This window comes from Blastopirellula sp. SH421 (genome assembly GCF_057808535.1).
Window position 1 is genome coordinate 6,175,073 of record NZ_CM173712.1, and the last position, 15,460, is coordinate 6,190,532.

At 54.2% G+C, this 15,460-nt stretch carries 11 protein-coding genes; 8 read left to right on the forward strand and 3 right to left on the reverse strand.

All coding sequences use genetic code 11. The features are described 5' to 3' along the window. Nucleotides 1-76: 76 nt before the first annotated feature. Complete coding sequence (gene ilvN, locus SH421x_RS25085; RefSeq protein ID WP_488852763.1) at nt 77-565, reverse strand: acetolactate synthase small subunit; 489 nt, start codon at nt 563-565, stop codon at nt 77-79. 279 nt (nt 566-844) lie between these two features. Between ilvN and SH421x_RS25090 the strand changes: the two genes are divergently transcribed. Together SH421x_RS25090 and SH421x_RS25095 are read left to right on the forward strand one after the other, a co-directional pair. Continuing rightward, a complete protein-coding gene (locus SH421x_RS25090) occupies nt 845-1,693 on the forward strand; it encodes a HipA family kinase (protein WP_488852764.1) in 849 nt (282 codons plus the stop codon). Between the two features lie 14 nt (nt 1,694-1,707). Continuing rightward, entirely contained in the window at nt 1,708-2,526 is an 819-nt protein-coding gene (locus tag SH421x_RS25095) for a DUF3037 domain-containing protein (RefSeq protein ID WP_488852765.1), read from the forward strand. A 15-nt stretch (nt 2,527-2,541) separates the two neighbouring features. Here SH421x_RS25095 and mprF read toward each other — a convergent pair whose 3' ends face one another. Together mprF and SH421x_RS25105 are read right to left on the reverse strand one after the other, a co-directional pair. Beyond that, on the reverse strand, nt 2,542-5,103 hold the full coding sequence (gene mprF / locus SH421x_RS25100; RefSeq protein WP_488852766.1) for a bifunctional lysylphosphatidylglycerol flippase/synthetase MprF: 2,562 nt from the start codon (nt 5,101-5,103) through the stop codon (nt 2,542-2,544). Between the two features lie 31 nt (nt 5,104-5,134). Further along, nucleotides 5,135-5,851, reverse strand: a complete 717-nt coding sequence (locus tag SH421x_RS25105; RefSeq protein ID WP_488852767.1) for a DUF1003 domain-containing protein — start codon at nt 5,849-5,851, stop codon at nt 5,135-5,137. Between the two features lie 256 nt (nt 5,852-6,107). Here SH421x_RS25105 and SH421x_RS25110 point away from each other — a divergent pair, with 256 nt between their 5' ends. The 6 genes from SH421x_RS25110 (at nt 6,108) to SH421x_RS25135 (ending at nt 15,393) form a co-directional block, all read left to right on the forward strand. Next, nucleotides 6,108-7,715, forward strand: a complete 1,608-nt coding sequence (locus SH421x_RS25110; protein ID WP_488852768.1) for a DUF3239 domain-containing protein — start codon at nt 6,108-6,110, stop codon at nt 7,713-7,715. Between the two features lie 59 nt (nt 7,716-7,774). Then, entirely contained in the window at nt 7,775-9,418 is a 1,644-nt protein-coding gene (locus SH421x_RS25115; protein WP_488852769.1) for a DUF3239 domain-containing protein, read from the forward strand. A 64-nt stretch (nt 9,419-9,482) separates the two neighbouring features. After that, nucleotides 9,483-10,343, forward strand: a complete 861-nt coding sequence (locus tag SH421x_RS25120) for an AraC family transcriptional regulator (protein WP_488852770.1) — start codon at nt 9,483-9,485, stop codon at nt 10,341-10,343. An 857-nt stretch (nt 10,344-11,200) separates the two neighbouring features. Continuing rightward, nucleotides 11,201-12,739, forward strand: coding sequence for a lysine--tRNA ligase (lysS, locus tag SH421x_RS25125; RefSeq protein WP_488856488.1), 1,539 nt, complete (start codon nt 11,201-11,203; stop codon nt 12,737-12,739). Nucleotides 12,740-12,749: 10 nt separating this feature from the next. Beyond that, the gene (locus SH421x_RS25130; RefSeq protein ID WP_488852771.1) at nt 12,750-14,510 is read left to right on the forward strand and encodes an ABC transporter permease; all 1,761 of its coding nucleotides are present in this window, start codon (nt 12,750-12,752) and stop codon (nt 14,508-14,510) included. Next, a complete protein-coding gene (locus tag SH421x_RS25135) occupies nt 14,503-15,393 on the forward strand; it encodes an ABC transporter ATP-binding protein (RefSeq protein ID WP_488852772.1) in 891 nt (296 codons plus the stop codon). The genes SH421x_RS25130 and SH421x_RS25135 overlap by 8 nt, the downstream gene beginning before the upstream one ends. Nucleotides 15,394-15,460: the final 67 nt, after the last annotated feature.

The window sequence follows — 15,460 nt, forward strand, 5'->3', positions numbered from 1 at the left end:
AGGCCGGAACCCTGCGAGCATATAAGAGAACTGCCAAGACGCGCGATGCGGCTTGGCGATGGTTTATTCGATCGGCTTATTCGATGTTGCAACCGCTACGGACGATCGCGATTCGACCGGTGCGAACCAGCTCGATAATTCCAAACGGTCGCACGCTTTCGATAAACGCGATGATCTTGTTTTCAGTTCCTGACATTTCGATCACAACTTCTTCAGCGCCAACGTCGACAATGCGACCGCGGAAGATGTCGGCTAGTTCGCGAATCTCACTGCGTTTGCCGCCAGCGGTCGAAACCTTGATCAGCATCAAGTCCCGTTCGACAAAGTCTTGCGAGCTGACGTCAAGAACGCGAACAACGGTGACAATCTTCTCTAGCTGCTTGCGAACTTGTTCTAGTACCTGATCATCGCCTACGACTACAAAGGTCATCCGCGACAGGTTGGGTACGTCAGTTTCCCCTACCGCCAGCGAATCAATATTGTAGCCACGCGAAGCCAGCATACCCGAGATGTGCGCAAGCACCCCGGGCACGTTCTGGACGACCGCCGAAAGGACGTGTCGCATCAGTTTCTCCCAGTAGAGTCAGAATAAACCCGCATGATAGCTGCCGCTGTAAGCGGGAACAAGTAGACGAGACCCCCAGACACCCGGGAGGTTCACCCCATTTCGCAGCAACTTTACGTCGACGTAAAGTCAGGTTTCATCGGGATTTAAGGTTGGCGAAACTCGCCTTAAAACGAGAAACTCATGGCTTTGCATTGCCTCTAAATAGGGGGTATGATCAGTTGGCATAAAGCGCATAGTGACCAAAGGTGTTCAGAGCATCTCGTAAAGTACCTGATAATGAGCCAATCATGGCAGCCAACGGAAATTCGCAGATTTATACGCGGTTTTTCGAGTAGCGCCCGCCCGGCACTCGTCGATACGGATAAAGGGCGTGGATACCTGAAGGCAATGGGAGCTCCTGAGGGACCGCACACCTTAGCAGCAGAAGTAGTTGCTACACAGTTGGCAGCCTGGTTTAAGTTGCCGGTTTTTGACTGGGCAATTATCCGTGTTGATGAGTTCACGGAAATACCATTCTCCAACCCTAGAGGGGAGTTTGAAAGAAATGCGGAACTAGGACCCGCATTTATCACACGAGAAGAATATGGCGTGCCCTGGAGCGGTGGAGAACGCCAACTGAAGCTGCTCATGAATCCGGAGGCAATTTCGCGATTGGTCGTGTTTGATACCTGGGTTTTGAATTGCGACCGTTATTCTGAATCAGTGGACTCTGCCGTTCCACGAGCGAGAATTAACAGAGACAATGTTTTCCTCAGCGAAGACGCCCCCCAGGGGAAGTTTCAGCTGAAGACCATGGATCACACTCACTGTTTCTCCTGCGGACATCCTTGGACGACCAAACTATCAAATATAGATAGAATTAAGAGCCGGAAGCCGTTCGGGCGGTTCCCTGAATTCAGTAATTACCTGCAGCAAGATCTTGTCGAGCAAGCAGCGGCAGATCTGGAGTTGATTCAAAAGGATATCGTTCGTCAGTCCCTAGGCGATATACCTGTAGAGTGGGAAGTATCAAAACAAGCAGCAGACGCCCTGATTGATCTAATTGTTGGACGTGCTGATTTCTTGGCTGAGAATGCCGTAAGCATTTTCTGGCCTCAAGGAAAACTGTTTAACAACGAAAAATGAGGAGCCGTAAGAAAATGACAGTTGAAAAAGGCTACTATAGCGTTATCCAATACTGTCCTGATCTTGGTCGTTTCGAAGCGGCCAATGTGGGCGTTCTATTGTTTTGTCCACAGAGCGGATTTCTTCAAGCTCTGATGTCCAAAAACAATCGTCGCATCAAGCAGTTCTTTGGAAAGTCAGGGCACGATTGGCAACGAATCAACTCGATCAAAAAATCCCTAGAAGAATCTCTAACCGACGGTTGCTCTAAAATAAACTCATTGGAGGCATTAAAGGAGTTCATCGCGACGCGTGCAAACACGATTCAGCTCTCTGATCCCAAGTCGATTCGCATAACGAATCCTGAGGTCGAATTGAAATCGTTGTATTCGGAACTCCTTGGGGAAAGACCACTTAGAGAGAAACGTGATAATCTCAAAAAGGAGCTGGACCAGAAATTTCTAGATGCCGGAATAGGAAATAAGATCGTTCATGCGTTGAAAGTAGAAGTCCCTGTCCTGAGAAAAGAAATTGACATTCCCTTTGGCTTCCAAAATGGTCGCTTCAATTTAATCACCCCCGTTCGCTTTCAGGGCGCTAATACAGACGCTTCTTTGAATACAGCCTTTAAGTGGGCTGTTGAAGGACGTTCGATTTACAAGAACGATGATGCTCAGCGAGGGGCACAAAAGCTCGTTGTCGTTGGACATTTCTTCCCGGGCGATGAGGAATCACCTTCCGCCGTCCGCCGTGTGCTTGAAGAGAACAATGTCAAACTCTACTTAGCTAATGAGATCCCCACACTCATCGACGATATTCGCCGAACAGGCAAAGATCATCCCAAGGAAAATTGAGCGCCGCTGCCCGGTTTAGCCCAAATCGGCTTCTTCCCCGCTTGTGACCGGCCGATGACGGCCGATTAGACGGGTCGTATCGGCCAAAACTTGCGGCAACGCCCAGCCCCCTGGCGACGCCAAATAGCGAGGGGCCCAGATCGGTTTGAACTTTGATTTGTAGGCGCGCAAACCTTCAAAGCTGTAGAAGTGGTCGCCGTGGCGATAGACCAGGCCGGCGACTTTGTTCCAAAGCGGCGCTAGATGACGATCCTCGATTCCAGAAAGCGGAGCCATCCCAAAGTTGAACCACTCAAACCCCTGCTTTTGCGCCCACAGCAACAGCTCGATAAAAAGAAAGTCCATCAGGCCAGGGATCGAAGAGTCGTAACGCATCAGGTCAATCGACGCTTCTTCTCGCGGTTGATTTGCCAGAATGTTAGCGAACGCGACGATGCTGTCGGAATTGCGAATCACGGCGATATCAAAGTTGCTGAGATACGCTTGGTCAAAGTAAGCCAGCGAAAAGCCTTTTTCCGCTGCATGCTTTTCGGCGAGCCATCCGTCGGAGATCTCTTTCAACCGCGGCATCAGTGGGGCGGTTTCGCTGCGTGGAATGATCTCGAAAGCGTACCCAGACTTTTGCAACTTGTTGCGAGTCGACCGCAGGCTCTTGTAGTGATTGCCGGCGATCGAAAACTCGCGAACCGGTACGCGGCCATCTTCTCCCAGCTTCAACAGCGTTAACCCTTGATCGAGATAAATCGACAGATTCTCTGGCGCAACCTGATAGAAGACGGGCCAACCATCGTAGTGATCACACAGTTCGCGATACTTCCAGATCAACTCGCTCCACTGCTCGACCGGCCCCACAGGATCCCCCATCGCGATCCACGATCGTTTTTCTACCGCGTACATAATGAAAGCAGTACGATCTTCGCTGAACAAAAACCGTTTGTCCCCCAGCAGCGCCAAGGTTGAAGTCACCCTCGGCGATTGGGCGACGATCGCTGTCACGATTGCCATCTCTTCTGGTGTCGGCTGTTGCGTGCGGGGACCAGACGCACGCGAGAGGAGTCTCCAGACGGTGAAGATCAGCATCACCGCCGCGATACCGACGCTCGCCCGCAAGAACCGAGGAGCGTCGGCATGAAATGCGAAATCCCACCACAAGTCACTCCGGTAGTCGACATGACGATAACTGAAAAATCCCAGCCAAACAGCGCTGATGATCGCCAGCGCGAACATCCCAATCCAGCCCGGCGTGAATCGCTCATGCACTAGCGAGCCCTTCCGATAAAACCGCCCCCGGCAGGCGATTAACGCGGCGAGCACCAGAGATAATAGGATCGCAGCTTCGTAGTCAAAACCTTTCAGCAGCGATGTAATGATACCGGCAATCAACAACAAACTTGCGGCCCACCAGGCCGAATCCAGCTTGAGTTGCAGCCCTCGTGCCGTTAGCAACAACGCAGCGCCGGCCACGCTTCCCAAAAAATGAGACGCTTCTAAGAACGGCAACGGCAGGAAATGCTTTAGATCTGCGATGCGATCACGGACGCCGGGGGTTGTACCTGAGAGCAACAGCACGACACCGGCCATGAATGCTGCAAACGCAAGTAGCGTCGGCAGCACAGCCGTTGCGATTCGTAGCGCCTGCTGCGCCATAGGATCGACATGCTGCCGATGAACGCGGTACTCCTGGCCCCCCAACAACACAATCGCCGCGAACAGCGGCAACAGATAATAAATGACGCGAAAAATCAGCAGCGCTGCGACAACGTCGTCCTTGGTCGTGGAAGCGGTCAAAGTGAGGATCACCAGTTCGAAGACGCCAACTCCCCCTGGTACATGCGTCAACACGACAGCAATCGAAGCCAGCAAAAAGACACCCAAAAACTGTGGATAGCTCATGCCGATGTCCGCTGGCAGCAGAACATACAAGCAACCGGCAGCGATCAAAATATCGGCCACCGCAACACCGAGTTGTGCTGATGCGATCCCAGGTCCCGGCAAGCGGATCTCATGGCCTGCAACCAGAAAGGGCTTCTTCCAAAAGCAGGTCATCAGCATATAAACGGCTGCGATCGCCAGCAGCACCCAGCCGAGCCCATCGACAGCCTTAAACGGCAAATGCAGGTCAGAGGGAAGCTCAAACGGATCAAAAATGAATGCCAGACCTCCCGCTGCAAAGACGCCAACCCAAAACGTTCCCCCCAGCATCAAAGTCAATTGCAAAATTTCGATCGAAGAGAGCCCGAGCACCGAGTAAGATCGATATCGCACCGGCACTCCGCCCAGCGTGGCGCCAAAGTTGTAACTCGCGGCGAAGCCTGTAAACGATGCGAAAGCCACTCGCGGCAGCGGCAACTTCCGGCCAATCGCTGCAAGCGCCAGCAGGTCGTAACCAACCAGGACGGCATAATTCAGAATCATCAGCCCTGCGCAAAACGCAATCTTTAGCGGCGGCATCTGATTCAAACTTTGGCGAATATCGCGCCAATGATAGTTGCGCAGTTCGTGTCCCAACAGCCAAGCGGCGCCGCAAAAAATCAAGACCGCCGCCAAAGGGGTCAAGCGTGAAAGCAGACGTTTCATTCCCGTTGTTCCAACTTTCAGCGACGTGTCACTACGTTTTTTTCGCTCCGCGACTCGCGATCTCTTCTAAGAGATCGGTTTGTAACTGCTGAATCTCCAGCAAGCGTTGCCATTGATGCGTCAGCAGCAAATCGAGCTTCGAATGGAGCTGGCGGATTTCGAGCTCGGCTTTCAGATTGACGCGATAGTCATGTTCGGCACGCAAGCGATCTTTCGCTTCTTGACGATTTTGACTCATCATGATGACCGGCGCCTGAATCGCCGCAAGACAGGATAGCACCAGATTCAGCAAAATGAAGGGAAAGGGATCAAACGGCGCCTTCAACAGCGTGAGCGAGTTCACCGCGATCCACGCAACCAACACCGCCCCAAACAAGAGAATAAAGGTCCAACTGCCGCCAAAACTGGCGACGCGATCCGCAAGTCGCTGTCCGACCGATTTGTGCTCGTCGAATTCTTCATCTGGGTTTTCGGCCAAGATCTCGTGTTGTCGCAGGCTTTTGACAACTTCATCTTCCAAAACTGATAGTTCGCCACGCTCGGCCTCCAGCGATTGCTGCACGTAGTCAGCCCGAAATCGATTCAGGTCTGTGACGCAAATGTGACTCGCTTCATTCCAATCGGGACAAGCCTTTCGTATCAACAACACCACCGGCGTACGCACCAAATCGGCTGGCAGAATGGAGTCTTCCGGAAATGACTTGCCGCAGACATTACAACGGATTTCAACTTTGGGGGATTTCGCCATACAAACCTTGCAGGCTCCGTAGGAATGCGGCCGAATCGCAGCGAGAAATGCCTCGCAGCCGACATGCCGACGATTAAAAACAGAGGTGCTCGAAGCAGACCATAAGCCGCGTTCTACTGCAACCAATCGAACCTCCCCGCCGACTGCCTGATTTTTTTGCATTGCCACAGAGCAGGGGGTATGATCAACCGACGCGGCGACAAAATGGCGTCGATCTCCTCTCTCCCTCTTCTTTGCTAGTCTGCGGAGTCTTCTCATGCCGATCGAATTTGCTTGCCCAGTCTGTGGCAAGCGATTCCAAGTGGACAGCAAGCATGTAGGTCGCCAAACCACGTGCCGAGCATGCGGCACAGCGATAACGGTTCCCGATCAGGGCGAAGCCGAACTCGCCGGCAATACGACCGGAGGCAGCACGCTATACGATCATAGCAACAAGATTAAAGAAGGCTTCGAGCTCGCAACGGGTGACGAAGCTCTGATCGAAGCAGTCGGCCAGCATATCGAACAACACTTTGGCCCGATCGAAACCGTTTTTCACGAAATGATTTCTGATACGGTGCATGTCGACATCTTCCACGTAAAGCCGACGCAAGATCGCCCCTATCATACGCTGATCACCTCAGGCATGGCCGAACGTCCCATGACGACGCCGCCTGGCGCTGAAGAGCTCGCCTATGCCGAATTGGTCCTTTGCCTACCGGCAGATTGGCCGCTGAGCGATCAAGCGTTTGAAGAGGAAGCAAACTATTGGCCGATTCGCTGGATGAAAATTCTGGCTCGCTTTCCTCACGATTACGAAACATTCTTTACCGTCTCACACACGATTCCCGGCGGCAATCCGCCTGAAGAGTTTGACGCCAGCTCACCCATGGGATGCTGGATGTTCGTACCGCCGATCATGTTTGGCGAAGAGTCGTGGGAAATGAAGCACGAGGATCACACCGTCAACTTCCTGTACATGCTGCCGCTGCATCTTGACGAGATGGAATTCAAATTAAAGCAAGGGTATGACGAAGCAATTGATCGTCTGTCCGACAATTTCAGCATCATCGAATTGATCGACATGCAACGCCCTAGCTTTTGCCAATTGGTCGCAGTGGGCAAAAAGCGGTCGGCTCTGCGTGGAATATACGTCACTTGCCAGTGCGGCGAGAGCTTTCAGGTCGCAACTCAACAAGCCGGCCAAAGCATTCCTTGCCAACGATGCGGCAAACCGGTTTATGTCCCTTGTTCTACGCTCGCAATTTCTGGTCACCGCCCCGCTGGCCCCTCTGCGACACATCCGGCTGGGGTTCGCTTTCGCTTACTACGCTATTATTCGTACTGTCCGATGGAGCTGCTGTGGTGGCTAATCCCGGTTTTGCTGCTGCTTGCGTTGGGATCGTGGCAGCACTGGGGATTTTTAATTCCGATTCCGATCTTTTTGGCTCTCGCGATTCAACGCTACCGGATCATCGGCAATCACTTCCGTGACGGCGATGCCTGCGGGGCGGTTGTCGTTTCGCTCGAACCGCGACTCCTGGCAGTGCTGGCCGATATGAATGCGACCGGGGATGGCGAGCCGCAATTGGTGATCAAAATAATGCCGCACTCCCTGCACGAGATTGATGGCGCATCAGTCAAGTTGGGGCAACGCACCGTAGCGGCTGCATCCTTTACTGCAGCGACGGCGTCTGAAAATCGTGATGGGGTCCAACGCTGGGGAGACTTTCACCCAATTCTAATCTCTTATGGCGCCAGCGAGCCTGCCGCCATACGGCATGCAATGACCCAAGTTGACGATGCTATTTGGGCACAATTGCAAGCCGGTCTAAAGCAGGTTCCTCGCCCGTTTCAACCCGGCAATTATGACGTTGAGCTATAATCGATCGCAGCTGATCAGCGTTCCCTTTTCATTCGACGACCTAGTTCGAGCGTTCCCTAATGACGATTGAGTTCCGCTGCGCTGTCTGCGGTAAGGGCTTTGTGGTCGACGAAAAACATATCGGCCGTAAGACAATTTGCAAAGCTTGCGGAACGACGCTTCAGGTTCCTGAACCTGGCCAAACCATGGCGATCCTTGTCGCCGCTGATCCAAGCCTTGAACACAAATCGCCGCTGACCAACCAGCCGATGCGAAAGATGGTCGAACGCGATCCGCAACTTTTGATGGCGATTAGTCTGCATGTCGAGACCCACATCGGCCCCATCGCGCGTCTGTTTCGTGATCAAGTGAATGAGCAAAAGCAGGTCGATATCTTTTGGGTGAAACCGTCAGTGGGACGTCCCTTTCATTCGCTGGTCACGTGCGGCATGGCGGATCAACCGATGAATCCGCCGGACGACGCGAAAGATCGCGCCTATTCGGAGCTGATACTTTGTCTTCCCCAGGCTTGGCCGATCGAAGACGTTGCGCTTCGCAATGAAGCGAACTATTGGCCGCTCCGTTGGATGAAAGTCGCAGCACGTTTTCCGCATGAAAACAACAAGTTTCTGACCGAATCGGATACTCTCCCTAATGGCTCCCCACCGCAACCGTTCCACCCAAGAACGTTGATGGCTGGCTGGATCTTCATAGCGCCGCTGGTGCTCCCCAGCGTGGTTGGAGAACTGGCCATGGGCGAGCATTCGATCCGCTTCCTCACAATGCTGCCGCTGCATGCGGAAGAGTTGCAACTGCAACAAACGCTCGGATCCGCAGAATTGTTAAAACGTTTGACCAGCGAGTTTAGTTCGCGGGAGTTGCTTAGCATGCGGCGACGGAGCGTTTGCAAAGAGCAACATCAGCCGCTAAGAGCGCGTTTCGTCAGCCAGGGAATAACAACGCATTGCAAATGCGGATCGCAAGAGTCCGCGCCGCTCGAACTTGCCGGTTCGACGATCGCGTGCGTTCAATGCGGTGAGCCCGTTTATGTCCCTTGCTCTAGCCAGCATACCGGTGCAGGCCCCACCGAAGCGTCGCATCCAGCCGGCGTTCGCATGAATTTGGGAACATTCTTAATCCATCAACCAGCTGAGTTGATCACGCCAATCGCAGCAGTACTTGCGATCAGCATGGCGATGATCGTCTTTCTGTTCAATGTCTTGGTCGATGACAAGCCGGGATCGATTCAAGCTACCGAATTTTCGCCGCTGGCAATCCTGATCGCTGGCCTCCTCTTCATCGGGGGTTCGACATGGCGCTATCGACATTGGCGCAGTCAGTTTCAAGACGGCAATCTTTGCCCGGCAGTCGTTGTCTCATTAATTCCTCCGCGCCTGGCGGTCTTTACCGACATGGCGACCGGCAAAGCCGGTTCTCAGAAAGTGATCAAGATCATTGCGCACAACCTGAAAAAGATTGGTGGTGAACCGCCGCGAATCGGTCAAAAAGTAGCGACCGCCGCTTATTATTACGGAGATCCGAGCGAGCCGCGCTGGGAAGATTTCATCCCCGTACCAATCCAATACGCAACCGACGAACCGGCCGCCGCCGATTACGCTCTGGCGGCCATTGCCCCCCAGGATTGGCACGAATTGGCGTTAGGCCTGCAACAAATCCCTCAATCGAAGCAACTTGGATACTACTGGATAAAAGGTTGGGCCTAACAAAATTTCGATTTCGCAAGAACGATCAAGATCGCTCTGTTGCCGGATATTAGTATTTGACCGTATGAACGCGACCCGCCGACGCTACGAAGCCAAGATTCTCCGCGTACAGCTTTTTATCCAAAACCACTTGGACGAAGATCTGTCGCTTGAAAAATTGGCCACAGCGGCTGACTATTCGCCGTGCCATTTTCATCGAATCTTTCGCGGTATCGTGGGCGAGAGCGCTGATGACTACGTTCGTCGATTGCGAATGGAGCGCGCGGCTCAGTCCCTGCGTTATCGCCGTCGATCGGTTTTGGACATCGCGCTCGACGCCGGATATGGATCACACGAAGCATTTACTCGTGTCTTCGTTCGAACATTCGGCGTCACCCCGAGCGACTATCAGTCGCTGGAACATCCGCCTGCATCAATCAAGGATTATCTCGTGTCAACTGTCAAATACGCTTCCTCCGACGTTCGTATCGAAACGCAACCCGCTCGGCGACTGGCCTATCAGCGCATTATCGGCGCCTACGGCTTCGAGAATCTGAATCCTGCGTTTGGTCGCGTCCTACAATTCGCTACCGAAAACAATTTGATGACCGGCTGTACCGAATGCGTTGGCGTCTACCACGATGATCCCGAGGTCACTGCACCAGAGAAACAGCGGGCCGACGTCGGCTTCACGGTCGACGACACCTTTCAACCAACCGGCGACATCCAAGTCCAAACCATCCCCAGCGGCAAATGCGCCATCCTGCGGCATCAAGGACATTACGACACGCTGCACGAAGCCTATCGCTGGTTCTTCTCGGTTTGGCTCCCCGACAGCGGCCACGAGCCAGGCGACTTCCCGGCATACGAGGTCTATGTCAACGACGCGAGTCAATTGCCGCCTGAAGAGTGGCTGACAGACATCTGCTTGCCGTTGGGAACGTGATTCTCCAATCTGATTTACCTTTGTTTCGCGATCACCAACACCACGGATAATGCATGCGGGGATTCGCTAGACCCTCGATCTGGCCGTCCTTGCTCAATTACCTCGCTACGCTATGTCGCCAATTCTGCCGACGACCGCAGCTCAGCTGCTAGCAGTGCATCCCCCCCGCAAAGCTTCCAGCCCGGCCCTTCTTCCCTAGGACCTGCGGAAATCTGCCCGCATTGACCCGTCCTCAAATCTCTGGAAAATGTTGGGGTTCTTGAGGTTACATCCTTCGCAATTGCGCCGCGGACAGGATCCGTGGCTATTTTCGCCCGACAACTGAGGCAATTTTCATGGCCGCACCCGCCAAACGCCCCTCCAAGTACCACGTCTTCCTGCTCTGGTCGAACGACACGGTCAAGGAATGCCGCGACGTGCGGAAGTTTTTCAAAGAGTTCAACAAGACCGTCGCTAAACCGCAGTTTGGCGTCACCTTTGAAATCATCGACCACTGCTTTGATACCGACGATCACGGTCATCCCGGCGCGGCGCCGTCCAAAGACTTGTTACAGCAGGCCAAAGAGACCCTTGTGCTGACGATCGGTCTGGGATCGGACAACGAAACCGCTCTCAATCCCTACACCAAAGAAACCGCTCAGCATGAACTAGACATCGTGTTGGAGAGCGCCAAGCAGACGCAACTGCTTCAGTGCGTATGGTTTATGCGAAATGACCACAACGGCAATCGCGAAGATGTCGCCGGCGAAATGTATGATTTGCTCCGTCTTCCCACCGGGCTGAAGCCCAGTCGCGTCGAGATGTACGAGCCGCAAGATGACTTCAAAGATTTGCTGACACGGGTCATCGGCAAGCTACTGACCGCCAAGGATCGCCCATGGACAGTCACGGAAGATGAAGCGAATCACTCAGCGCTTGAAGCGGCTCGCCGCCAAAAGATGCAGCAGTTAATCGACTTGGGGATCGACCCATGGGGGCAGCGGTTTGACGATCAGATGGCGATTGCCGAGGTCCGTGCTCGGGAGGCGGAAATCGTTGAAACGACCGAATCCAAAGAGGGGAAGGACGTCACCTCCTACTCCGGCCCCAAGGTCCGCATCGCCGGTCGAATTGTGCTGATGCGGCCGACAGGCAAGCTGGTTTTCGCCGATTTGCGTGACCGAACCGGGCGAATTCAGATTTTTATCGGCCAAAATCAGGTTGGCGAACGCAATTGGCAAATCGCCCAATGTCTCGATCTGGCCGATATCGTCGGCATCGATGGCGAACTGCGCAAAACCAAGACCGGCGAGCTGACGATCTTCGTCGAAGAGCTCCATTTTCTGACCAAGACCCTCGATCCGCCGCCAGAAAAGCACAAAGGTCTGACCGATCCCGAACTGCGTCAACGGATGCGCTATCTCGATCTGGCCCATACCGATGGAGCGATCGAACGCTTTGTCAAACGGACCGAAATCGTCAAATCGATCCGCAAAACCCTCTCCGATCAAGGCTTTATCGAGATCGAAGGCCCAACGTTGCACGCAATCGCCGGCGGCGCCGCGGCTCGACCGTTCACCACGCACCACAACGCGCTGGGCATGGAACTATACATGCGGATCGCGCTAGAGCTGCATCTAAAACGCCTGTTGGTCGGCGGTATGGAGCGGGTCTTTGAACTGGGTCGCGTGTATCGCAACGAAGGAATCAGCCCCAAGCACAATCCAGAATTCACCATGCTCGAGGTCTATCAAGCCTACGGCGACTATCGCTCGATGATGGATCTGACCGAAGCGGTCATCTCTGGTGCGATCAACGCAATCGGCGCTAGTTTTGACCTGCCGTATGGCGAAACGATGGTTAACTTCGCTCCTCCGTTCGAGCGTCGCACCTACGCCGAACTGTTTCAAGAGAACACCGGAATCGATCCGACCGACGACGCGGCCGTGAAGCGGTACGCGATCAATCTGGGACTCGCTACCGATGGCAAACATCCCGATGTCATCCGCAACGAGATCTTTGAAGAAAAAGTCGAAGATCAGTTGAAGGGCCCCATCTTTGTGATGGATTACCCTGCTAGCATCTGTCCGTTGACTAAGCGCAAAACCGACAATCCAGCGGTCGCCGAGCGGTTTGAACTGTTTATCAACGGCATGGAAGTCGCCAACGCCTATACCGAGCTGAATGATCCTGACCTGCAGGACAAGCTATTCCGGACGCAACTAGATGGTCAGGCAGACGAAGACTCGATGGCCAAAATGGACCACGACTTCATCCGAGCGCTGCGAAACGGCATGCCTCCGGCTGGCGGTTTAGGAATTGGGATTGACCGGTTAGTCATGTTACTTACTAATACGCAAACGATCCGCGAGATCATTCTATTCCCCCTCCTGCGGCACGAAGCGTCGCACGAATAGAGCTTGCCGATTGATCCGCGTCGGCAAGGAAGCCGCCGCCATCGAGATAGCCGAAGGACTGGCGATGTACAAGCTGATACTCTGCCTGCGATATCTGCGAACGCGCTATATCGCGCTCGCTTCGATCATTAGCGTCACGCTTGGCGTGGCTACGATGATCGTCGTCAACTCGGTCATGTCAGGCTTCTCGCACGAGATGCACTCGCGCTTGCATGGCATCCTGTCGGACATCGTCTTAGAAAGCCACAGTCTGAACGGCTTCTATCATTGGGAAGAAGAACTCGCAAAAGTCAAAGCCGTGGCCGGCGATGACATCGAGTCCATCACCATGACAGGGCATGTGCCGGCGATGCTCAGCATGAAGATCCGGGATCAATGGATGCCGCGGCATGTGACGCTGGTCGGCATCGATCCCGAGTCGTACGCCAAAGTTAGCGACTTTACCCAATACCTCAAACACCCTGCCAATCGCGAGCACGTCGACTTCAAGCTGAAAGAGTCAGGCTACGAAGGAGACGAAGGATCTCCCCTGCGTGACGCCGGTTGGGGCCATCGCCGCGGCAAAGTGCTGTACGAGCGTGAGCTGGAAATGCAGCTGTCGCAATTCCGTGAATTTGAAGAAACCGGCCGTTGGCCCGATCAAGATCTGCTCCGCCAAAAACGTATCGCCCAACCTGCCCCGGTTGATCTGGTCAATCACGAAGAAGAGCTGCCGGCAAAGGCAGTCTTACCCCCGTTCGCGACCGACGCCGATGCGCCGCCGCTGCCCGGAGCGCGACCGGAAGAACTGAACAAGATGACCAACGCCGAGCTCTATGATCCGAACAAAAAGGGCGCCGATCCTTTTTCATCGCGTCGCGGCTTGCCTGCCGAATCGACTTACGATCCGCTGACCAACCAAGCAACGGGGCTAATCCTGGGCATCGCCATCGGCAGCGTTCGTGATCGCGATCAGGCGACCGGAGAAGTGAAGGATTACTTCATGGTTCTCCCGGGCGATGACGTCAAACTTACTTTCCCCACAGCCGAAAATCCGCCCAAAGCGATGAACGCAACGTTCACCGTGACCGACTTTTATGAAAGCAAGATGAGCGAATACGACGCCGCGTTCGCCTTCATGCCCCTTGATCAGATGCAGCGATTGCGTGGCATGATTCATCCCGAGCATGGCACTGCAATCTCGACGATCCAAATTAAGTTGAAAGAGGGAGTCAACCTGCAACAAGCGACCGACAAGCTTCGTGCCGCGTTTCCTCCCTCGGCCAGTCCGTATCGCATTCAATCGTGGCGCGATCTGCAAGGCCCGCTGCTATCAGCAGTCGAGATGGAAAAGACGATCCTCAATATCCTGCTGTTTTTGATCATCGGGGTCGCCGGATTCGGCATTCTCGCGACCTTCTACATGATCGTCGTCGAAAAGACCAAAGACATCGGAGTTCTGAAATCGCTGGGCGCCTCAGGCGGCGGCATCATGAGCATCTTTGTCGCTTATGGATTGTCACTCGGCATCGTCGGCTCCGGCGTCGGCATGGTGCTCGGCCTGCTCTTTGTCGTCAATATTAACCGCATCGCGAAGGTGATCGAATGGATCACCGGTCGCGAGGTCTTTGATCCGACGGTCTATTACTTCCGCGAGATTCCGACCATCGTTGAACCGTGGAGCATTGCCTGGGTTGTCGCCGGCGCGATGTTGATCGCCGTTTTGGCGAGCGTTTTGCCGGCGATGCGAGCCGCGCGACTTCATCCAGTTGAGGCACTTCGCTATGAGTAACACAGAATCGCACGGCATGTCCGCTCTCGAAATCCGTTTGCAGCGCGAAAGCGTGTTGCCCGATCATGAAGCACGCCGCAAAGAACCAAGCGGCCCGCATATTAGTCCGGCAAAATTTGCGCAGCCTGCTGTCGCCGCCTCGGCGAGTGCGCCAGCGACGACGAGCGAAAAGCCAAGCAAAAAAAAGAAGAAACCGTTGCTTGAAACACGTGATCTTCACAAAAGCTACCGCAAAGGTCGCCTGACTATTCCGGTTCTTCGCGGAGTCGACTTCGCCGCTGAAGAAGGAAAAATCACCTCGATCATCGGGCAAAGCGGCAGCGGCAAAAGTACGCTGTTGCACCTAATGGGGACACTGGATACGCCAGATTCCGGCGAAATCCATTTCGCCAATACGCGGATCGACAAGTTCACTTCGCGACAACGCGACGCTCTTCGCAGCCGCGCGTTTGGCATGATTTTTCAGTTCTACCACCTGTTGCCAGAGCTATCGACGCTAGAAAACGTTCTGACGCCGATCATGATCTCTCACGGCATCTGGCGTTATTGGGCGGCGCGCAAACAGTTCCGCAAGCGGGCCGAAGAACTCATCGAAATGGTCGGGCTCAGCCACCGACTCACCCACAAACCGCGCGAACTCTCTGGCGGCGAAATGCAACGAACCGCGATCGCACGAGCGCTGATCGCGAAGCCGCGCATCTTGCTGGCCGATGAACCGACCGGCAATCTAGATGAGCAGACCGGCGGCGAGATCATGGAGATCTTGAAGCGGCTCAATCGCGAGCAAAATCTCACGATCGTCATGGTCACCCATGACAACTCGATCGCCGCGCAAGGGCACGAGGTAATTCGCCTGGCCGGCGGTCGCGTCGAAAAGCAATAAGACGATGTTTCATGCGCACTACAATTTCGCAAATCTCGCGAAATTGATCTGGCTGCTGGCGCCGCTG